Raw genomic sequence first — 20,592 nt, 5'->3', positions numbered from 1 at the left:
ATAGTCCGATTTGCGAGAACTGGCCGAGTGTTTCCGCAAATACCTGCTCAGAGCCTGGCATTGGAATCTCAAATACTGCGCCTTCCGGCAATCCACCGAATTCTTCAATAATGTCAGGAAGGTAGTAGCTGGTAAGTGGCTGCATGATACCGAGTGCGATAAAAACCATCGGCATCCAGATCCATTTGTAGCTTCTCGCCATTTCGAGCATTTCTTTTTTAAGTAACACGCTCATTTTTTCATCACCTCGTGAAAAACGTCTTCAAGGGAAGCTGTACCGATTTCAAGTGAGCGCAGAGGCAAATGATAGGTCAATGCTTCCTCAAGGATGATTTTTCGCAGCTCGGTTGTTTCTTTCCCTTTAATGACTGCTGTGTTTTCAATTACTTCTATGAAGAGATCATTATGCCGCTCACTGAATGATCTCCCCCACTCTGTAAGTGGCTGATCAGCGCGCAGTACCATTTCCGGCCGCTCATATTGCAGATAGACGTGATCAATTGAGTCAAATAGCACTTTCTTTCCTTTGTTCATCATCAGCACATCATCGCATAACACCTGGGCATCATGCAGCACGTGCGTGGAATAGAGAATGGTCATTTCTTTTTTCAGTTCCTTCAACAGCGTCATGACTTCTTTTCTGCCGGCCGGGTCGAGTGCAGATACAGGCTCATCAAGCAGCAGGATTTTCGGGCTGTGAATCAGCGCCTGCGCAATACCCAGCCGCTGCTTCATTCCGCCTGAGAATCCGCCTATTTTTTTACCTGCATGTTCTGCAAGTCCGACTCTTTTAAGCAGTTCATCCGCTTTAACGGTCGTATCCTGTTTTGATTTCTTCCCAAGTCTTCCTGCTAATATGAGATATTCCTTTGCAGTCATCCAGTTAAAAAAAGAAGGATACTGAGGTAGAAATCCGATTTGCTGTCTTTGATCAGCGACCGGCTCTTCAAATTCGATACTGCCGGCTGTCGGGGTGGATAAACCGCTGATCATATGGAGTGCAGTCGTTTTACCTGCCCCGTTTGGACCAACCAGTGCTGTGGTTCTGCCACTATTTAAGCTGAAAGAAAGCTGATCGACTGCTGTAAATGAGCCAAATTTTTTTGTCAGATCTTTGACTGTAATCATTTACGTATCCCTTCTGCCGAACACAAAATACAGAATCGGCCCGATCAGATTTATTAAGATAATGACCAATACCCAGACCCATTTTGGACCATTGACTGACGATCGTTTAAATAAGTCCACTAATGCCAGTACAGCTAATACGATATTGATAAATGCCAGCGGTGCAATGATGGCAAAGTTTAATTCATCCATTTCTCTTCTCTCCTTTTTTGTAAATATGATTTCAGCACCCGCGACCACAGCAGGTAAAATAACAGCGGCATTGGTGTCTGAATCATGCCCCAGATTCCCCAGAACCATTTGGCATGCCCTCTTTTTCTGGCATCAGTAAATAAAAATGTACTTTGCGCAATTAACAGGCAGACAATGAGTATGAAAAGAATCGGATTAATTTCATTCATGCTGCTTCACCCTGCTTTTTCTTACATATAAGACAATACCTGCAACGACTAAGAATAGAAGCTGGCCTGCTGCATATAAAACCGGCTCATTGATCAGCACTAAAACGGTTGTTGATACGATCAGTAATGCAGCGATTAAAAATAGGATCAGTTCTTTTTTCTGACGCTGTCTGATCTCTGTGATCATCAGGTTAAAGGATTCCTGTGACGGCGGGGATTTTTCCAGCCGATCAAATGCCTGAAGACCTTTGATCAGTTTTTCTTCCGTTTTGTCCTTCATCTTCTCCCAGCTCCTTTCTTAAGTTTGCCATGGCATGATGCAGTCTGGATTTAATGGTTCCGGTAGATACACCGCAGATATGTGCGATTTCCTCATAAGAGTAACCGTACGTATATTTCAAAATGACCGGAATGCGGTGATGGTCTTTTAAAGTCCGAAGCGCTTCAGCTACCTCAATACCCAGCTCATCTCCCAGATGCCATTCGAGCTGTTGTCTGTTCAGATAAGTCTGCTCCCGCTTTTTCCTGCGTTTCTTATCAAGCCATAAATTCGTTGCAATCTGGATCATCCACGTTGAAAAGGAGGCTTTCTCCGGCCGGTACTGGGAGAATCGTTCAATACAGCGGATCACTGTATCCTGCGCCAGGTCTTCCGCTTCAGCCGGATGCAATGTCAGTTTGACAAGATACGCATATAAAAATGAATAATTTTCATGCAGCCATTCACTGAGCTGCTCCGTGCGATCCCTGCTCATACCGCCCCTCCTTTTCTTTTATGTATTGGTTATACGTTTAAGTCGGGCTATTTGTTCAAAATGAAATTAAAACTTTTTAATCGCAGTCCCTTTCCGTGGAGGGCGCAGTCCTGTCCGGAAAAAAAGGCTTCTGAAAACTATACAAAAAAGGCTATTTCAATTAAGAAATAACCTGTTCAATGTATAGCTTTCTCTCTTTTGCCAGATCAATCAGATCCTCTGAGTCGGCTGCCTTGACCATTGGACGGAGCAGATACTGAGGCTGGGTGAAAATCACTTCTGCTGATCTTTCATCAGATAAGATCACACGGGTGCCGGTTGCAAGACCACCGACCATTTCCTGAAGGGCTTTTAAAAGCGCGATATCAAACTTACCCATTTCATCTTCCCAGATCACTTCAAGCGCCTTAAATGGTGATTTTTTGGCGCGATATAGACGTTCTGAAGTCATTGCGTGGAAAACATCGGCAAGTGCAAGCACCTGTGAGGACTTTGAGATGTCATCCCCTTTGCTCCCTTTCGGATAACCGCTCCCATCCAGACGTTCATGATGCTGTAAAATGGCTGCTTTCATTTCATTCTTTAACAATGGACTATCCATAATGTACTGATAGCTGTACAAGGGGTGTTTACGGATTTCAATGGCTTCCTCCTCCGTAAGGGCACCTGATTTTTTCAGGATAGACAGCGGCATTTTAGCCATACCCGTATCTGTTAAAATTCCTGCAACGGCCAGTTGAATACACCCGCCCTGATCATAGCCCGCTTTGTGAGCTAACAGGTAGCTGATAATCGCTGTTGAAACAGAGTGATGGGCGATATAATTTTTTGCTTCTGACCAGCGATGCAGCTGATAGATGACATTTTTATTTTTCACTGCCTGACGCAACAGAGGCATTAATCTGCTTTTCAGCGCGACGATATCAAGCTTGCCACCTGACTGCCAGGCATTAAACACACCATTATAATAGCTGATCAGCTCTGTATACTGTTTTTTAAACGGAGGTTCATCTGATGAAACGGCAGTCCCTGCTTCTGAATCACGTACTGGTTCAGCCTCTACTTTACTGCCGTCTGCAAGCTTAGAAAAAATCTCAACATGCTGGATATTAAATGCTCTTAACGCCTCAATATGTATACTGGAAATTTCAGTTCCTTTTTTCACAATCGGGTTAGTTGTCAGACCCATTACATCTTCAGCCATACGACAGCCTTCCGTCAGGTCATATACATTTACTCTCACCGATAGACACCTCCTGACTACTAGTTCTTTTTAATCATTTTATCACATAAAAAAAAGAAAGCAGGGTTTTTTTCCCTGCTTTCTGCTTAAATATTATTCTTCAGTGTCTGTTTCAGAAACGGCCGGTTCTGTTTCAGTTGATTCCTGGCCTTCCATTTCTTCTACTTCTTCATCCATCTCTTCTTCTTTTTCAATACGCGTTACGGTCGCTACATGCTCGTCTTCTCCAAGACGGATCAGTTTCACACCCTGCGTACTTCTGCCGGTTTGGGAAACGCCTGACACATCCATACGGATCAGTACACCATGTGCTGTAATCAGCATGATGTCTTCTTCCCCTGTGACAGCCTTCACTGACACCAGGCGACCGTTTTTCTCTGTGATGTTACACGTTTTGATCCCTTTACCGCCTCTTGACTGAACGCGATATTCGCCTTCAGGTGTACGTTTGCCGTAGCCTTTTTCAGTAACCACCAGAATATCGTTACCTTCTTCAAGGATTTCCATCCCTACGACAATATCGTCTTCATTCAGTCTGATACCGCGCACACCGCCTGCAGTACGACCCATTGATCTGATATCTTTTTCCGGGAAGCGGATCATCAGACCATTTTTTGTACCAATGATGATTTCACGGTTACCGTCTGTATATTTTACAGAAATCAGTTCATCATCATCACGAAGGTTGATGGCGATCAGTCCGTTATTTCGAATATTCGCGAAGTCTGTTGCCGGTGTTCGTTTAGATACACCACGCTTTGTCGTAAAGAAGAAGTATGAATTCTCATCAAACTCTTCAACACGGATCATTGCGTTCACGACTTCATCTTTATCCACTTCAAGCAGGTTCACAAGCGGCAAACCTTTTGCTGTACGGCTATATTCAGGAATTTCGTAGCCTTTTGTACGGTACACTTTTCCTTTATTCGTAAAGAACAGAATAGTGTCATGGGTTGAAGTTGTGAGCAGGTGCTCGACGAAATCATCATCATTCGTACCCATTCCCTGGATTCCTCTTCCGCCCCGCTTTTGTGTACGGTACGTTGAAGCAGGAAGACGCTTAATGTAGCCGTTATGTGTAAGGGTGACAATCAGATTCTCCTGTGGAATCAGATCTTCATCCTCAATCATTTCCGCTCCGCCTACTGTAATTTCAGTACGTCGCTTATCGTTAAAGCGCTCTTTTAATTCAAGCAGCTCTTCACGGATGATTTCAAGCACACGTGATTCATTGGCAAGAATTTCTTTCAGGTCTTTAATTAATGAAACAAGTCCCTGGTATTCTTCCTCAATTTTGTCACGCTCAAGTCCTGTCAGACGCTGAAGACGCATATCAAGAATTGCCTGCGCCTGCTTGTCAGACAGACTGAATTGCGTCATCAGTCCTTCACGGGCAATATCAGTCGTTTCAGATCCGCGGATCAGGGCTATGATTTCATCAATATGATCAAGTGCGATACGCAGACCTTCTAAAATATGCGCACGTGCTTCTGCTTTACGCAGTTCAAATTCAGTTCTGCGGCGGATGACGACTTTCTGATGCTCTAAGTAATGATGAAGGGCTTCCTTTAGGTTTAATACTTTTGGATGACCGTCAACAAGCGCCAGCATGTTAATACCAAAGCTTGTCTGAAGCGCTGTCTGCTTATAAAGGTTGTTTAAAAGCACGTTTGCATTTGCATCTCGGCGCACTTCAATGACAACACGCATTCCGTTACGGTCAGACTCATCACGAAGATCTGTAATCCCGTCAATTTTCTTATCACGCACGAGCTCAGCGATTTTTTCAATCAGCTTTGCTTTGTTGACCTGATAAGGCAGCTCATGAACAAGAATCGTTTCACGTCCATTGGCTTTCTGCTCAATTTCAACTTTCGCACGCTGGACCACCGACCCGCGTCCTGTTTCATAAGCACGGCGGATGCCGCTGCGGCCAAGAATCAGGGCACCTGTCGGGAAATCAGGTCCCGGGATATATTCCATAAGCTCGCCAATTGTGATTTCAGGATGCTCACTGAATGCAAGCAGGCCATCGATGACTTCTCCAAGCTGATGCGGTGGAATATTTGTCGCCATTCCGACTGCGATACCGCTTGAACCATTGACAAGCAGGTTCGGGAAACGTGATGGTAAAACGATTGGCTCTCGCTCAGATCCATCATAGTTATCACGGTAATCAATTGTATCTTTATTAATATCACGAAGAATTTCCATCGAAATCTTCGACATTCTTGCTTCTGTATAACGCATTGCAGCTGCTGCGTCACCGTCAACTGAACCGAAGTTCCCGTGGCCGTCAACGAGCATGTAGCGATAGCTGAAATCCTGCGCCATACGCACCATTGTGTCATATACAGCAGAGTCACCGTGCGGGTGATACTTACCGATTACTTCACCGACGATACGGGCAGATTTTTTATATGCTTTATCAGACGTCATCCCAAGGTCATTCATTGCATAAAGGATACGACGGTGAACCGGTTTTAAGCCGTCTCTTACGTCAGGAAGGGCACGTGATACGATAACGCTCATTGCGTAATCCATAAATGAGGTACGCATTTCCTGACTAATATTGATTTCATGAACATTCGAACTCGGCGTTTCAGCCATAACAGAAAAACCTCCTATTCCAGCAATTACTCTGTTCTAAACTATAAGAAGGGATAGGACAGCCTATCCCTCCGCATGTATAAAAGTTATACGTCCAGATTTTTTACGTAAGCAGCGTTTTCTTCGATGAACATTCTGCGTGGTTCTACCTTGTCACCCATCAGAATTTCAAAGGTTTCGTCTGCTTCAATCGCATCTTCAAGACTGACCTGAAGCATTGTACGTGATTCAGGGTCCATCGTTGTTTCCCACAGTTGAGTAGGGTTCATCTCTCCAAGACCCTTATAGCGCTGAAGCCCGGGCTTCGGTGTAGGAGACATCTCTGAAAGGATACGATTCATTTCACGGTCAGTGTAGGCATAACGGATTGTTTTACCCTGCGTGATTTTGTAAAGTGGCGGCTGGGCAATATAAATATAGCCTGCCTCAATAATCGGACGCATATAGCGGTATAGGAATGTCAGCAGGAGCGTACGGATGTGCGCACCATCGACATCGGCATCTGTCATGATAACAACTTTATGATAACGGGCTTTTGAAATATCAAAGTCCTCACCGATTCCTGTTCCCAGTGCCGTAATGATGGCACGGATTTCATTATTCGATAAAATTTTATCCAGACGCGCTTTTTCAACGTTGATGATCTTCCCGCGCAGTGGCAGGATTGCCTGGAAATGACGGTCACGTCCCTGCTTGGCTGAACCGCCGGCAGAGTCACCCTCAACTACGTAGATTTCACTGATATGAGGATCTCTTGAAGAACAGTCAGCAAGCTTACCAGGCAGACTTGATACTTCAAGCGCACTCTTTCTGCGCGTCAGCTCACGTGCTTTTTTCGCTGCAAGGCGGGCACGTGCTGCCATTGACCCTTTATCAACGATCTGACGGGCAACTTGAGGGTTTTCCATCATGAACTTTGTAAAGTGCTCTGAGAACAATTGGTCTGTAATCGTTCTTGCCTCTGAGTTACCAAGCTTTGTTTTCGTCTGACCTTCAAACTGAGGATCAGGGTGCTTGATCGAAACAATGGCTGTCAGACCTTCACGCACGTCTTCACCTGAAAGGTTGCCATCAGCATCCTTCAGCAGGTTATTACGCGTCGCATAGTTATTGATCACACGCGTAAGGGCTGTTCTGAAACCTGACTCATGTGTTCCACCCTCATATGTGTTGATGTTATTGGCAAAAGAATAAATGTTGCTCGCAAAGCCCTGGTTGTACTGCATGGAGATTTCGATTGAGATGCCGTCTTTTTCCCCTTCAAGAAACACAGGTTCCGGATGGATCACTTCTTTAGAACGGTTTAAGTGCTCTACATATGACTTAATCCCGCCTTCATAGTGAAAATGCTTAACGATATTATTGCCGTCTTCATCCTGCGCGCGCTGATCTTCTATTTCAAGTGCAAGTCCGCGGTTTAAGAAAGCAAGCTCTCTTACGCGGTTTGCAAGCGTATCAAAATCATACTCAGTTGTTTCAGTGAAAATTTCAGGATCTGCTTTAAAGCGTGTAATGGTTCCAGTGTGATCAGTTTCCCCAATGACTTTCAGGTCAAACTGAGGGACACCCTGTCTGTAAACCTGGTTATAGACCTTGCCATCACGGTGTACATATACCTGAAGCTCTTCAGATAGTGCGTTAACGACCGAAGCACCTACTCCGTGAAGTCCGCCTGAAACCTTGTATCCGCCACCACCGAATTTACCTCCGGCGTGCAGCACAGTCATAATGACTTCAACAGCCGGGCGGCCCATTTTTTCATGGTTACCAACCGGAATTCCGCGTCCGTTATCTTCAACTTCGATCCAGTTATCTTCTGTAATTCTGATTGAAATTTTGTCACAGTGGCCTGCTAATGCCTCATCAATACTATTATCAACGATTTCCCACACCAGGTGGTGGAGTCCTCTTGCAGCAGTCGATCCGATATACATACCCGGACGCTTTCTTACTGCTTCAAGACCTTCAAGTACCTGTATCTGATTCTCATCATAGGCCTGGATGTTTGTATCTTCAGTTGCCACGCGATTCACCTGCACTTTCTATTACTTACGGCCTAAGGGCCTGCTCATTTTTTCCGCTCTTTTTTTCAAGGTTGCTGAAGACAATGGTGATAAATAAACTTTGAAATCTGTGATGACAATTGATTTACAGGCTGACTGACAAAGATCAACGATGCCGTTTTCGTTGTCTTTCATGAACTGCTCCATAATGAGCGAGTCATCTGCGGCCTGTACATCCATGATCGCCACGATATCATTCATTCTGACCATTGCGTCTTCCCCGATATGCACATACATCTAGGGTCAGCCCCCTTCAGTTTTTTTCATCACACCGTCCTCGACGATAAATGTCGTCGCCTCATTCAGTGTCTGATGGTCAATCCCTTCAACGCTGGTTGTTGTCACAAAGGTCTGGACTTTACCCTGGATCGTATTCAGTAAATGGGACTGTCTATAATCATCCAGTTCCGAGAGTACGTCATCCAGAAGCAAAATCGGGTACTCACCAATCTCCGCATGGATCAATTCGATCTCGGCTAATTTGATCGAAAGCGCGGTTGTCCGCTGCTGACCCTGCGAGCCGAATGTCTGGACATCATGACCGTTTACTAAAAACTGAAGATCATCACGATGTGGTCCGGCTAAAGTAACACCGCGGTCGATTTCACGCTGCCGGACGGATTCCAGCTTTTCACGGAAAACATCCTCAACTTCTCTGATCTGCTGCTCCGGTGTTACCTGCACAGACGGCTTGTACACCACCTCAAGCGTTTCAAGCCCGCGTGAGATCCCCTTATGAATGGGTTCTGCCCATTCCTGCAAAAGCTTTAAATATTGAAAACGGCGCACGACAATTTTAGCAGCCATCTCAACAAACTGGTCAGTCAACACATCAAGCATTGTCTGATCTGTCTGCTTTCTTGCCTGCAGCTGTTTCAGATAGTGATTACGCTGAAGCAGAATTTTCTGGTAAAGGCTGCTGTCATGTAAATAGACAGCCGACACCTGTCCAATCTCCATATCAATAAAACGACGCCTTACTTGAGGGCTCCCCTTTACCAGGTGGAGATCTTCGGGCGCAAACATGACTACATTCATATGGCCGACATAGCGGCTGAGTTTTGATTGTTCAAGGTGATTGACTTTTGCTTTCTTCCCTTTTTTGGAAATCACAAGTTCCATTGGAAGTGCTCCGTGCTGCTTCATCACTCTACCTTCTATTTTAGCATACTCTTCATCCCATTGTATTAAATCTTTATCATTTGACGTTCTGTGCGACTTTGCCATCGCCAGGACATAAATGGACTCCATGACGTTTGTCTTGCCCTGCGCGTTTTCTCCGAGGATTACGTTGACATTGTTATCAAATTTTAATGTCAGCCCGTCGTAATTCCGATAATGCGTAAGCGTAAGCTGCTCAATGTGCATTTGGTTACCCTTCCGATTTTACTTGATACTTGCCTACTTCAGGGATATAGATCTCATCTCCGTCACGCAGCTTGCGTCCTCTGCGCTGATCCTGCTCATCATTAATAAACACATCATGCTCTTCAAGGAACCATTTTGCCATTCCACCGCTCTGGATCACATTCGCTAATTTCAGGAATTGACCAAGCGTTATATATTCAGTCTGAATCGTAATTTTTTCAGTCATCTTCATCACTTCTTTCCACATTGACTTATCCTTCTATTTTACCTCAAATACCCCCTGAAAACAAAAGATACCTCAGGCTTTAAAAAGCGCGAAAACCGGACTCCTGCCTGAGGAATCCGGCTGCTTTGATTATGTTTAGTAAGTTCTCACAGGTGTGATCAGCTGAAGAATCGAATCATCACCAGTCGGGCGGAGCACAAACGGTCTCATCGCACCCGTAAATTGAATATTCGTCTCAGCACCCTCAAGTACCTTCAGTGCATCCATCATATATTTCGCACTGAACGAAATCGTCAGCTCTTCACCAGTAGTTGCGTCACTCTGTACTTCTTCCACAACTTTTCCGATCTCAGGCGTGTTAGATGAAATCTGAACGCCGCCTTCTGCGCTGATGTGAAGCTTCACAACATTATTTCTTTCCTCTCTTGCTAAAAGAGATGCACGGTCAATCGCCTGAAGGAAATCCTTCCCGCCGATTGTCATCTCTGTTTTGCTTTCAGAAGGAACAAGGCGTGACGTATCAGGATAGTTTCCTTCAAGCAGGCGTGAGAAGAATAAGACATGCTTCGCACGGAACAGCACCTGATTTTCAGTCATGACAATCTCCGTTTCATCAGCCGTGTCATCAAGGATCTTGTTCAGCTCATTTAAGCTCTTACCTGGAATCACTGCTTTATAAGGCTCACCGTTCCCGCCATTGATCGGCGCTTTACGCATAGCAAGGCGGTGGCTGTCTGTTGCAACACAGTTCAGCATACCGTCTTCAACTGCCCAGTTTACACCTGTCAAGATAGGGCGTGTTTCTGAGGCGGACACTGCAAAGACAGTCTGTCTGATCATTGTCTTTAAAAGGTTTGTCGGGATTTTTAGTACGCTGTCTTCCTCAATTTCAGGAAGTCTCGGATATTCAGACACATCCTGACCATTCAGATTAAACTCTGATTTGCCGGAGCGGATCACAGTCTGAAGGTGGGAATGGACTTCAATCTCAACTGTATCAAGCGGCAGCTTTTTAACAATGCTTTCAAAAAACTTTGCCTGAAGGACGATCCCGCCAGTCTTTTCAACATGAACGATTTCTTTGCCATCCTCTTCTTTAGGAATAAAGGATTCAATTGAAATATCTGAGTCACTGCCAGTCAGTGTAATACCTTCATCGTGTGCAGTAATCTTAATACCACTTAATATCGGAATTGCTGTTCTTGATGATACTGCCTTGATGACATCATTTACGCCATCAACGAGTCGATCACGCTGGATCTGAAATTTCATGTGATATAGCCTCCAACTCTTCGCATCCTGCTGCGAGTTATATAATATATTATTTTTTAAATAAATAGTAATAGTACTAGTAGGTCCTGTGGATATGTGGATAAGCCTGTTAATGAATCGCTGTGCAGGTTTTCCACATGTGAATAAAGTGTGTTCAGACATGTACCTGTCATCCACAGTTGTCCACACTTATTTCTGCAATGCAGACTTAATTTCTTTTATTTCATGCTTGAGAGAATCGTCTTCTACAAGCAATCTGGAGATTTTTTCGTGCGCATGAATAACAGTTGTATGATCCCGTCCGCCAAACTCCTCACCAATTTTCGGTAAAGAGAAATCAGTCAGTTCTCTTGAGAGATACATTGCAATCTGGCGCGGGAAAGCAACGGTCTTCGTTCTTTTCTTCGCTTTAAAGTCTTCAAGCTTTACGCTGAAATGCTCTCCGACGGTTTTTTGAATATCCATAATCGTGATCACCCTCGGCTTCGAGCTCGGCATGATATCCTTCAGTGCCTCTGCTGTCAGATCCGCATTAATGTCTTTGCTCACTAAAGAAGAATAAGCAACGACGCGGATCAATGCACCTTCAAGCTCACGAATATTTGAATCTATCTGATTCGCAATATAAAGCATGGCTTCGTTTGGAATATCCAGACCTTCAGCTTTTGCTTTTTTGCGTAAAATGGCAATTCTTGTTTCCAGATCAGGCGGCGTGATATCTGTAATCAGCCCCCACTCAAAACGGGAGCGCAGCCTGTCTTCAAGTGTTGGAATTTCTTTTGGCGGCCGGTCACTGGAGATGACAATCTGTTTGCTCTCCTCGTGCAGTGTATTAAAAGTATGGAAAAATTCCTCTTGCGTCTGTTCTTTTCCGGCCAGGAATTGAATATCATCTATTAAAAGCACATCTACATTCCGGTATTTATTGCGAAAATCGACTGCTTTATTATCCCGGATTGAATTAATGAACTCATTTGTAAATTTCTCAGAAGATAAATAAACAACCTTTGCATTCGGATTATGCTCAAGTACATAATGACCGATCGCATGCATCAGGTGGGTTTTACCAAGTCCAACGCCCCCGTAGATAAACAGCGGGTTGTAGGCTTTTGCAGGTGCTTCAGCTACCGCAAGTGATGCAGCATGCGCAAACCGGTTCCCGGATCCGATAACAAACGTATCAAATGTATACTTCGGATTCAGCATGCTTTTAGACCATTCCTGTTGATCGTCATCAACAACAGGCTTTTTTGGCGGCGAAGCAAAATCAAGATCATCATCATTCTGATTTTGAGGAATAATGAACTTAATGCGGAGCTCTTCCCCGGTCACTTCTTTTAAAACGCCGGAGATCAGCTGCGTGTAATTCCCTTCAAGCCAGTCACGCGCAAACTCATTTGGTGCGGTAACAGTTAATAAATCGCGCTGGAGCGAAAATGCCTTCGTCGATTTCAGCCACGTTTCAAAGCTCGGCTTACTCACTTTTTTCTCCATATCGTCTAACGCGCGATTCCACAAATCCGTGATGTTTTCCAACTAAATGCCCCCTCCTTCTACCTAATATTTTTCAAGAAAAGTATTCTCGAAAGTGAAAATTCATATATATACATCATCATGAATAACGAAGAAAGCCGAATTCGTGATGTATCGACAATATTCAGCAGCTGTGGACAACTTTTTACATACATGTGAAAATGTTTATCCACAGGCTATCCACATTTGTGGATAATATAAATCTGTCAAAAAGTTATTCAGAGTGAAAACACAACTATAATATCAAAAAAAACCAATCAGTGCAATGGCTGATCATATTTATCCACATCCCCTTCAACAATCGGGATTCAACTATCCACAAGGGGTGAACGTGTGAAAAAGGTGTCGATAAGCGCTGTGGATAATTTTTTTGGCGGAGAAAACGCTGTGCAGAGTTATTAACAGATGAGAGGTTTTGAGTTTTGAAAGAATGATATTCAGAAATTGAGAAAGCATTCTATTTTAGGACGGGTTCAAAAAAGAAATTTACTACCCTGGTTTGGAGGTTAGGAATGTAAGGTGTTTGACTGCTTTCTACTATAATGAGGGAGCGGTCGTAAACTTAAGGTCGGATCGGTGCAATTTTGGATCACATTCAAAAAATTTGAGATGATAATCTGAGGGTTTACAGTCAGGTATGCTGCGGGTTACAGACTTTCAGCTCCGATCAGCTGATTTTAATGTCAGATTCGCAAAATCCCGGATCGCGTTTTCTTCTTATTCAGGTTGCGTTCTTCCGAGACTGATTTCGCCAGTCACTCCCCCTTACTTACAGGATTTGAACCTTTTTTTATTTTTCTATTGAACGATCGCTTAGAGGGTGTTATGATATAGTGGTTGCACGAATCAGACATTGACAATGACGACTGACCGTCGCTATAATGACTTAGAATGTTTAGAGTTCTGATCATAGATATAAATGATCTTTTTAGGAGGTGTCTTACTATGAAACGTACATTCCAACCAAATACTCGTAAAAGAAGTAAAGTACACGGATTCCGCGCACGCATGAGCACGAAGAACGGACGCAAGGTTCTTGCTCGTCGCCGTCAACGTGGACGTAAAGTATTGTCTGCTTAAGACCACTGATTCCACTCAGTGGTCTTTTTTCGCTTAAATACCGGAAAAATATCGAAAATTGTGGGTGGCGTAATGAGAAAAGAGCAGAGAATCAAAAAAAATCCTGAATTCCAGGCAGTGTTTAAAAAAGGAACATCGATGGCCAACCGCCAGTTTGTTCTCTACCGTCTGAAAAAGCAGGATCAGGCCATGTTTCGTCTTGGCATGTCTGTCAGCAAAAAAGTTGGTAACGCGGTAACCCGTGTTCAGGTCAAACGATATATCAGGCAGGTGTTTCTGGAACTCTCTCAGGAGCTGGACCCCTCTTTTGACTATGTTGTCATTGCGAGAAAACCGGCAGCTGATTTGAATTTCCATGAAACGAAGAAATCATTGACACATGTGATGAAAAAATCACGCGTGTTAAAAAGTGAACATTCTAAGAAATAGAGGTCCAATTTGACCAAACGTGTTACAATAACGGGTGGTTATAAGAATAGAAACAATTTTTAGAAAGACAGGGAGGAACATATTCGTGAAGAAGAAACTCTTTCCCTTTATGATGTTTGCGGTCGTAGCTGTTTTCCTTGCAGGTTGTACGGAAATCGATCAGCCGATCACATCAGACAGTGAAGGGATTTGGAATAGCTATTTTGTATATCCGCTATCTTGGCTGATTACACAGATTGCTGAATATTTTAATGAAAACTATGGTCTCGGGATTGTAATTGTTACACTGATCATCCGTTTTGTACTGCTGCCTTTGATGATCAAGCAGACAAAAAATACAAAGCGCATGCAGGAAATCCAGCCTGAAATGATGAAGTTACGTGAACAGTATTCTTCAAAGGATGCTCAAACGCAGCAAAAGCTTCAGCAGGAAACAATGGCCATGTTCCAAAAGCACGGTGTTAACCCGCTTGCAGGCTGTTTCCCATTACTAATTCAAATGCCGATTCTGATTGCGTTCTACCATGCAATTGTGAGAACGACAGAAATCGCAAATCACAATTTCCTTTGGTTCGACCTTGGTGAAACAGATCCATACTTTATTCTGCCGATCGTAACTGGTTTAACAACATTCCTTCAGCAGAAAATTATGATGGCAGGTAACCCTGCAGGTATGAACCCGCAAATGCAGATCATGCTATATCTAATGCCTGTAATGATCGCAGTATTTGCTTTCATTTTCCCAACTGCCCTATCACTTTACTGGGTAGTCGGTAACGTCTTTATGATTGTGCAGACTTTACTTATTAATGGTACATTTAAGAAAAGTGAAGTGAAAAGCACAACTTGATAGGAGGGGCTGTATGTGAATGAGGAGATCACGCTGACTGGTGCTACTGTTGAAGACGCTATTTCTGAAGCGCTTGTAAAACTGGGTATTTCCAGAGAGCAGGCTGAAATATCAGTACTCGATGAAGGAAAAAAAGGTTTTCTCGGGCTGGGATCACGTCCGGCAAAGGTTCAGGTCATCCGCAAAAAGGACGCGATTGAAGAAGTCGAACGTTACTTAAAGGATATCGCCGGCCAAATGGGCGTTGAACTTACAACCTCAGCCCAGCGCGAAGGAAAAGTTGTGACAATATTGCTTGAAAGTGAAAAAGTTGCACTGCTGATCGGCAAACGCGGCCAAACGCTCAATGCGCTTCAAACCCTTGCCCAGCTGATTGCAAACCGCTACACAGAACAATTTGTAACAATCGTGTTAGATGCAGAGGATTACCGTGAAAGAAGACGCGCGACGCTTAATCAGCTGGCTGAACGCAAAGCAGAACAGGCGCTTCGTACAAGACGCCCTGTGAAGCTCGAGCCAATGCCGTCTTTTGAACGGAAAATCATTCACAGCGCACTGGCTTCAAGACGTGATATCGAAACTCATTCCGAAGGCCGTGAGCCTCACCGGTATTTGGTGATTGCTGCTAAATACTAAATAAAAATCAGCTGTCTGATGGCAGCTGATTTTTTTATGGGAATCGTTTCGCTGCGCTTCAGGCTGACGCTTTCCGGACGGAGTGAAGCTTGAGCCTCCTCGCCTTCGGCTGCGGGGTCTCAGCTTCCCTCTACTCGTCCCGGAGTCGCCGCCTTACGCTTCGCTACACTAAGAATACAGTCATGAAAAAACATATTGTAAATCATATTTCTTTATCAGAAGTGACACATTTATAAAGTTAATATAAATTTAATGACTTAATTAAAAATATTAGTATTATGGAAAATATTTAAAATTAATATAAAAATATTATATCATTAATTGAATAAACCCATTAATCTCTCTGCACAGCTGAGGATTGGAGTGGAAGGGGGCGACTCCTGTGGCAGGAAGGGACAGGTGAGACGATCATGGCGAAGCCTGATGGCTCACCGCCCGGCCACGGAAAGCGTCTCCCTGAAGCGGAGATCATCAGCCAATTTACGAAGAGAACCTAAATAAAATACGTTATCCACATGTGAATAACACATTTCCTTACCATACCTTGTGGATAATGCCAACTGATTTTCTTTTTTTCGATGCAAAAGTATGGTATTCTAATGATTTAGAGAGTATATAACGGAGGCCTTCTGTGTGGAAGGCCCTTCTTACTGTATAGAGAAAGAATAATGAGGTGACATGTTATGGAGTTTGACACGATTGCAGCAATTTCAACACCAATGGGTGAAGGCGCGATCGCGATTGTACGGTTAAGTGGTGATGAAGCGTTCACGATTGCTGACCGTGTATATAGAAGTGGCGGGAAACAGCTGCAGTCTGTCCCATCCCACACCATTCACTACGGACATATCGTAGATCCCAAAACGGATGAAACCATTGAAGAAGTGATGGTTTCTGTCATGAAGGGACCGAAGACATTTACCCGTGAAGATGTGGTGGAAATTAACTGTCACGGCGGTGTGGTAAGTGTAAACCGCGTGCTTCAGCTGCTTTTACGTGAAGGGGCAAGGCTTGCAGAACCGGGCGAGTTCACGAAGCGTGCGTTTTTAAATGGAAGAATCGACCTTTCTCAGGCAGAGGCGGTTATGGACCTGATTCGTGCGAAGACGGACCGTGCGATGAGTGTCGCAATGAATCAGATGCAGGGCAGACTGTCACGTTTAGTGCAGTCATTGCGCCAGGAAATCCTGGAAATTTTAGCGCAGGTGGAAGTGAATATTGATTATCCTGAGTATGATGATGTTGAAGAAATGACATTAAATATGATGATGGAAAAATCACAGTACGTACGCGATGAGGTAGAAAAGCTGCTGAAAACATCGGAACAGGGGAAAATTCTGCGTGAAGGCCTCTCAACCGTGATTATCGGCAGACCAAATGTCGGAAAATCTTCCTTATTAAATAGTCTTGTGCAGGAAAATAAAGCGATCGTAACCGATATTCCGGGTACAACGCGTGATGTCATTGAAGAATACGTCAATGTCAGAGGGGTCCCGCTTAAGCTCGTTGATACAGCGGGGATTCGTGAAACAGAGGATATTGTCGAACGGATCGGTGTGGAGCGATCACGCCAGGTATTAAAGGAAGCGGACTTGATTTTACTCGTATTAAACCACGGTGAAGAGCTGTCTGATGAGGACCGCAGGCTGTTTGAAGCGGTCACTGGTATGGATGTGATCGTGATCGTGAATAAAACAGACCTTGATCAGGCGATTGATTTAGATGAAGTCAAGCAGCTGTCAGGCGACCATAAGCTTGTCACGACCTCTCTTTTAAAAGAGCAGGGTGTAGATGAGCTTGAAGAATCAATTGCATCACTGTTCTTTGACGGTTCAGTTGACCTTGGTGATGGCACGTATGTATCAAACAGCCGTCACATTGCGTTGTTGCATCAGGCGCTTCAGGCGATTGAAGAAGCGATTCAGGGTGCTGAAATGGGTACACCGGTTGATATGGTGCAGATCGATCTGCGCCGCACGTGGGAGATCTTAGGCGAAATGATCGGAGACACCGTTCAGGAAAGCCTCATCGACCAGCTATTCTCGCAGTTCTGCCTTGGGAAATAAGATAAAAATAACGTTGGTGGCAATACGTCATCAATTAATTGATAAATTGAACCACGTTCCTTGGAAATTTTGCAGTATGAGGCTTTGTTAAAAAGTAAATTTAATTACCAAAGCGTTTATCGGAGTGGAAGGCGGCGACTCCGGGACGATTAGTGGGAAGCTGAGACCCCGCAAGGCGAAGCCTGAGGAGGCTCAGCAACCACCGTCCGGAAAGCGTCCGCCTGAAACGCAGATCAACCTACCTTTTTAACAAAGACTCAACATTTAAAGGAGGACATTCATCATCATGGTGAAAAAATTTGAGGCAGGAAATTATGATGTAATCGTCATTGGTGCCGGTCACGCGGGTGTGGAAGCGGGTCTTGCTTCTGCACGAATGGGTGCAAAAACACTAATGTTAACAATAAATCTTGATATGGTGGCATTTATGCCATGTAACCCTTCAGTCGGTGGACCGGCTAAGGGCATCGTTGTACGTGAAATTGACGCACTTGGCGGTCAGATGGGACGTACAATTGACCAGACGCATATTCAGATGCGTATGCTGAACACTGGAAAAGGACCTGCCGTTCGCGCGCTTCGTGCACAGGCTGATAAGGTGCTTTACCAGCAAATGATGAAGGAAACGATTGAAAATGAGCCGGATATGACGCTTCTTCAGGGTATGGTTGAAGAACTGATCATTGAAGACGGAGAGTGTCAAGGTGTCGTCACGAATACGGGTGCAACCTTCCGTGCGAAAACAACGATTATCACAGCAGGTACATTCCTGCGCGGTGAAGTCATTATCGGCGATCTGAAGTATTCAAGCGGTCCGAATAACCAGCAGCCGTCAATCGGTCTTGCAGATCATATGCGAGCGCTTGGTTTTGATGTCGTACGATTTAAGACTGGTACACCGCCACGTGTAAACAGTTCGACAATTGATTACACGAAAACTGAAATCCAGCCGGGCGACGAAACGCCGCGTGCCTTCAGCTATGAAACAACTGAATTTATTACAGATCAGCTGCCATGCTGGCTGACTTATACAAATGCAGAAACGCATCAGATCATCGACGATAATTTACACCGTTCTGCAATGTACTCAGGTATGATTAAAGGTACAGGTCCGCGTTATTGTCCTTCAATCGAGGATAAGGTTGTGCGCTTTAACGATAAGCCGCGCCACCAGATCTTCCTTGAGCCTGAAGGCCGTAACACGAAGGAAGTATATGTGCAGGGTCTATCTACAAGTCTGCCGGAAGATGTGCAGCAGCAGATCCTTTCAACGATTCCAGGCCTTGAAAACGCACAGATGATGCGTTCAGGCTATGCAATTGAGTACGACGCAGTGGTGCCGACTCAGCTATGGCCGACACTTGAGACGAAAAAGATCCGCAATCTTTACACTGCAGGTCAGATCAACGGAACGTCAGGCTACGAGGAAGCTGCTGGTCAGGGACTGATGGCCGGGATTAACGCAGCAAGACGTGCATTTGATAAAGAAGAAGTCATTCTAAGCCGCTCGGATGCGTATATCGGTGTATTAATTGATGACCTTGTGACAAAAGGGACAAATGAACCTTACCGTCTGCTGACGTCACGTGCTGAATATCGTCTGCTTCTGCGTCATGATAATGCAGATCTGAGATTAACAGACGTTGGTCATGAGATCGGTCTGATTTCAGATGACCGCTACAGCCGTTTTAACCTGAAAAAAGATCAGATTGATGCAGAAATTAAGCGTCTGCAGGAAGTTATTATTAAGCCGAATGAAGCGACACAGACACTGCTTGAAGAAGCAGGCAGCTCTGCTTTAAAAGACGGAATTCGCGGAACAGACCTTTTAAGAAGACCGGAAATCACGTACAATCATATTAGAGCATTGTCACCTGCAGCGACTGAACTTCCTGCTGATGTAGAGGAACAGGTCGAGATTCAGGTGAAATATGAAGGCTATATCGAAAAATCTCTTCAGCAGGTTAATAAGCTGAAAAAGATGGAGAATAAAAAAATTCCAGAAGGCATTGATTATGATGCGATTACAGGGCTTGCTTCAGAAGCGAGACAGAAGCTGAGCGAGGTTCAGCCGCTGTCAATTGCCCAGGCGTCACGCATCTCCGGTGTAAATCCGGCGGATATTTCAATTTTACTTGTCTATATCGAACAGGGTAAAATTGCAAAAGTATCCGGTTGAATGATCTAAAGGAGACCAATATGACAGAACAGCAGTTTTACGAACAGCTAAAAGCAAATGGCATCACGTTAAGTGACGATCAGCTGCAGCAGTTCAGAAAGTATCATGAAATTCTTGTTGAATGGAATGAGAAAATGAACTTAACAGCGATTACTGAACGTGACGAAGTCTATTTAAAGCATTTTTATGACTCAATTACAGCCGCATTTTATTTCGACTTCACAAAGCCGATGAGCATTTGTGACGTGGGAGCGGGCGCAGGTTTTCCGAGCATTCCGTTGAAAATCTGCTTCCCGCACCTGAACGTGTCAATTGTCGATTCACTGAATAAAAGAATCACATTTTTAAATCACTTAGCAGATGAACTGAAGCTTGAGGATGTACACTTTTACCATGACCGTGCTGAGACATTCGGTCAGAAAGCTGAGCACAGAGAGCAGTACGACCTTGTCACAGCACGTGCTGTAGCCAGACTTTCAGTATTGTCAGAGCTATGTCTGCCGCTTGCTAAAACCGGTGGACACTTTCTCGCGATGAAGGGTGCAGGCGCTGCTGAAGAGCTTAGTGACAGCAAGAAAGCGATTAAGCTGCTTGGCGGTAAGCAGACAGCAGAGCATGCTTTCACACTTCCTGAAGAGGAAAGTGAAAGATCAGTCATTGTCTTGGAAAAAGTAAAATCTACACCGAAGAAATATCCAAGAAAGCCGGGAACACCGAATAAATCTCCGCTTTCATAATGGCGTATAGTTTTTC

General features: G+C 44.3%; 21 protein-coding genes (1 of these 21 running past the window's edge). 7 read left to right on the top strand and 14 right to left on the bottom strand.

What is annotated here, in order from left to right; all coding sequences use genetic code 11:
• The 14 genes from DH10bf12_RS03950 to dnaA all read right to left on the bottom strand — a co-directional run.
• Nucleotides 1-235 carry the beginning of an ABC transporter permease subunit gene (locus tag DH10bf12_RS03950; protein WP_471737302.1) on the bottom strand. Its footprint begins 536 nt before the window's first position, so only the first 235 of its 771 coding nucleotides appear in the window; the start codon lies at nt 233-235; its stop codon lies off the left edge, out of view.
• Nucleotides 232-1,128, bottom strand: coding sequence for an ABC transporter ATP-binding protein (locus tag DH10bf12_RS03945; protein ID WP_471737301.1), 897 nt, complete (start codon nt 1,126-1,128; stop codon nt 232-234). The genes DH10bf12_RS03950 and DH10bf12_RS03945 overlap by 4 nt, the downstream gene beginning before the upstream one ends.
• Nucleotides 1,129-1,320 carry a PLD nuclease N-terminal domain-containing protein gene (locus DH10bf12_RS03940; RefSeq protein ID WP_471737300.1) on the bottom strand — a complete coding sequence of 64 codons (192 nt, stop codon included), beginning with the start codon at nt 1,318-1,320 and terminating at the stop codon, nt 1,129-1,131.
• Nucleotides 1,308-1,529 carry a hypothetical protein gene (locus tag DH10bf12_RS03935; protein WP_471737299.1) on the bottom strand — a complete coding sequence of 74 codons (222 nt, stop codon included), beginning with the start codon at nt 1,527-1,529 and terminating at the stop codon, nt 1,308-1,310. The genes DH10bf12_RS03940 and DH10bf12_RS03935 overlap by 13 nt, the downstream gene beginning before the upstream one ends.
• Nucleotides 1,522-1,809, bottom strand: a complete 288-nt coding sequence (locus tag DH10bf12_RS03930) for a DUF5345 family protein (protein WP_471737298.1) — start codon at nt 1,807-1,809, stop codon at nt 1,522-1,524. The genes DH10bf12_RS03935 and DH10bf12_RS03930 overlap by 8 nt, the downstream gene beginning before the upstream one ends.
• Nucleotides 1,760-2,284, bottom strand: a complete 525-nt coding sequence (locus DH10bf12_RS03925; RefSeq protein WP_471737297.1) for a sigma-70 family RNA polymerase sigma factor — start codon at nt 2,282-2,284, stop codon at nt 1,760-1,762. Before DH10bf12_RS03925 ends, DH10bf12_RS03930 begins: the two co-directional genes overlap by 50 nt.
• Nucleotides 2,285-2,444: 160 nt before the next feature.
• Entirely contained in the window at nt 2,445-3,527 is a 1,083-nt protein-coding gene (locus DH10bf12_RS03920) for an HD-GYP domain-containing protein (protein WP_471737296.1), read from the bottom strand.
• Nucleotides 3,528-3,620: 93 nt separating this feature from the next.
• On the bottom strand, nt 3,621-6,137 hold the full coding sequence (gene gyrA / locus DH10bf12_RS03915) for a DNA gyrase subunit A (RefSeq protein WP_471737295.1): 2,517 nt from the start codon (nt 6,135-6,137) through the stop codon (nt 3,621-3,623).
• 86 nt (nt 6,138-6,223) lie between these two features.
• The gene (gene gyrB / locus DH10bf12_RS03910) at nt 6,224-8,161 is read right to left on the bottom strand and encodes a DNA topoisomerase (ATP-hydrolyzing) subunit B (protein ID WP_471737294.1); all 1,938 of its coding nucleotides are present in this window, start codon (nt 8,159-8,161) and stop codon (nt 6,224-6,226) included.
• A gap of 21 nt (nt 8,162-8,182) precedes the next feature.
• The gene (gene remB / locus DH10bf12_RS03905) at nt 8,183-8,437 is read right to left on the bottom strand and encodes an extracellular matrix regulator RemB (RefSeq protein WP_404406537.1); all 255 of its coding nucleotides are present in this window, start codon (nt 8,435-8,437) and stop codon (nt 8,183-8,185) included.
• A 6-nt stretch (nt 8,438-8,443) separates the two neighbouring features.
• The gene (gene recF / locus DH10bf12_RS03900; RefSeq protein ID WP_471737293.1) at nt 8,444-9,568 is read right to left on the bottom strand and encodes a DNA replication/repair protein RecF; all 1,125 of its coding nucleotides are present in this window, start codon (nt 9,566-9,568) and stop codon (nt 8,444-8,446) included.
• 4 nt (nt 9,569-9,572) lie between these two features.
• Nucleotides 9,573-9,794 carry a S4 domain-containing protein YaaA gene (gene yaaA / locus DH10bf12_RS03895; protein WP_471738185.1) on the bottom strand — a complete coding sequence of 74 codons (222 nt, stop codon included), beginning with the start codon at nt 9,792-9,794 and terminating at the stop codon, nt 9,573-9,575.
• Between the two features lie 135 nt (nt 9,795-9,929).
• Complete coding sequence (gene dnaN, locus DH10bf12_RS03890; protein ID WP_471737292.1) at nt 9,930-11,066, bottom strand: DNA polymerase III subunit beta; 1,137 nt, start codon at nt 11,064-11,066, stop codon at nt 9,930-9,932.
• A 189-nt stretch (nt 11,067-11,255) separates the two neighbouring features.
• Nucleotides 11,256-12,602 carry a chromosomal replication initiator protein DnaA gene (gene dnaA, locus DH10bf12_RS03885; RefSeq protein WP_471737291.1) on the bottom strand — a complete coding sequence of 449 codons (1,347 nt, stop codon included), beginning with the start codon at nt 12,600-12,602 and terminating at the stop codon, nt 11,256-11,258.
• Nucleotides 12,603-13,544: 942 nt separating this feature from the next.
• On the opposite strand from dnaA, the gene rpmH reads away from it, so the two are divergent.
• From rpmH to rsmG, 7 genes are all read left to right on the top strand, one after another.
• Complete coding sequence (rpmH, locus tag DH10bf12_RS03880; RefSeq protein WP_082029149.1) at nt 13,545-13,679, top strand: 50S ribosomal protein L34; 135 nt, start codon at nt 13,545-13,547, stop codon at nt 13,677-13,679.
• Between the two features lie 72 nt (nt 13,680-13,751).
• Complete coding sequence (gene rnpA, locus DH10bf12_RS03875) at nt 13,752-14,108, top strand: ribonuclease P protein component (protein WP_374096537.1); 357 nt, start codon at nt 13,752-13,754, stop codon at nt 14,106-14,108.
• Nucleotides 14,109-14,193: 85 nt separating this feature from the next.
• A complete protein-coding gene (gene spoIIIJ, locus DH10bf12_RS03870) occupies nt 14,194-14,958 on the top strand; it encodes a YidC family membrane integrase SpoIIIJ (RefSeq protein WP_404406526.1) in 765 nt (254 codons plus the stop codon).
• Nucleotides 14,959-14,973: 15 nt separating this feature from the next.
• Nucleotides 14,974-15,594 (top strand): RNA-binding cell elongation regulator Jag/EloR, encoded by a 621-nt coding sequence (jag, locus tag DH10bf12_RS03865; RefSeq protein WP_471737290.1) that lies wholly within the window; start codon nt 14,974-14,976, stop codon nt 15,592-15,594.
• Nucleotides 15,595-16,277: 683 nt separating this feature from the next.
• Nucleotides 16,278-17,660: a tRNA uridine-5-carboxymethylaminomethyl(34) synthesis GTPase MnmE gene (gene mnmE, locus DH10bf12_RS03860; RefSeq protein ID WP_471737289.1), complete on the top strand. Its 1,383-nt coding sequence runs from the start codon at nt 16,278-16,280 to the stop codon at nt 17,658-17,660.
• A gap of 286 nt (nt 17,661-17,946) precedes the next feature.
• A complete protein-coding gene (gene mnmG / locus DH10bf12_RS03855) occupies nt 17,947-19,839 on the top strand; it encodes a tRNA uridine-5-carboxymethylaminomethyl(34) synthesis enzyme MnmG (RefSeq protein WP_471737288.1) in 1,893 nt (630 codons plus the stop codon).
• Nucleotides 19,840-19,859: 20 nt separating this feature from the next.
• Nucleotides 19,860-20,576 carry a 16S rRNA (guanine(527)-N(7))-methyltransferase RsmG gene (rsmG, locus tag DH10bf12_RS03850; protein ID WP_471737287.1) on the top strand — a complete coding sequence of 239 codons (717 nt, stop codon included), beginning with the start codon at nt 19,860-19,862 and terminating at the stop codon, nt 20,574-20,576.
• Nucleotides 20,577-20,592: the final 16 nt, after the last annotated feature.

The organism is Jeotgalibacillus sp. 10bf12 (assembly GCF_055597105.1).
The sequence above is the reverse complement of the archived record's forward strand: the minus strand, read 5'-3'. Positions and strand labels throughout refer to the sequence as shown.

Excerpts from the sequence above, each read along its gene's own strand:
- DH10bf12_RS03945 (WP_471737301.1), bottom strand. The coding sequence starts at position 1,128 with ATGATTACAGTCAAAGATCTGACAAAAAAATTTGGCTCATTTACAGCA.
- DH10bf12_RS03940 (WP_471737300.1), bottom strand. The coding sequence starts at position 1,320 with ATGGATGAATTAAACTTTGCCATCATTGCACCGCTGGCATTTATCAAT.
- DH10bf12_RS03935 (WP_471737299.1), bottom strand. The coding sequence starts at position 1,529 with ATGAATGAAATTAATCCGATTCTTTTCATACTCATTGTCTGCCTGTTA.
- DH10bf12_RS03930 (WP_471737298.1), bottom strand. The coding sequence starts at position 1,809 with ATGAAGGACAAAACGGAAGAAAAACTGATCAAAGGTCTTCAGGCATTT.
- DH10bf12_RS03925 (WP_471737297.1), bottom strand. The coding sequence starts at position 2,284 with ATGAGCAGGGATCGCACGGAGCAGCTCAGTGAATGGCTGCATGAAAAT.
- gyrA (WP_471737295.1), bottom strand. The coding sequence starts at position 6,137 with ATGGCTGAAACGCCGAGTTCGAATGTTCATGAAATCAATATTAGTCAG.
- remB (WP_404406537.1), bottom strand. The coding sequence starts at position 8,437 with ATGTATGTGCATATCGGGGAAGACGCAATGGTCAGAATGAATGATATC.
- recF (WP_471737293.1), bottom strand. The coding sequence starts at position 9,568 with ATGCACATTGAGCAGCTTACGCTTACGCATTATCGGAATTACGACGGG.
- yaaA (WP_471738185.1), bottom strand. The coding sequence starts at position 9,794 with ATGACTGAAAAAATTACGATTCAGACTGAATATATAACGCTTGGTCAA.
- dnaN (WP_471737292.1), bottom strand. The coding sequence starts at position 11,066 with ATGAAATTTCAGATCCAGCGTGATCGACTCGTTGATGGCGTAAATGAT.
- rpmH (WP_082029149.1), top strand. The coding sequence starts at position 13,545 with ATGAAACGTACATTCCAACCAAATACTCGTAAAAGAAGTAAAGTACAC.
- rnpA (WP_374096537.1), top strand. The coding sequence starts at position 13,752 with ATGAGAAAAGAGCAGAGAATCAAAAAAAATCCTGAATTCCAGGCAGTG.
- mnmE (WP_471737289.1), top strand. The coding sequence starts at position 16,278 with ATGGAGTTTGACACGATTGCAGCAATTTCAACACCAATGGGTGAAGGC.
- mnmG (WP_471737288.1), top strand. The coding sequence starts at position 17,947 with ATGGTGAAAAAATTTGAGGCAGGAAATTATGATGTAATCGTCATTGGT.
- rsmG (WP_471737287.1), top strand. The coding sequence starts at position 19,860 with ATGACAGAACAGCAGTTTTACGAACAGCTAAAAGCAAATGGCATCACG.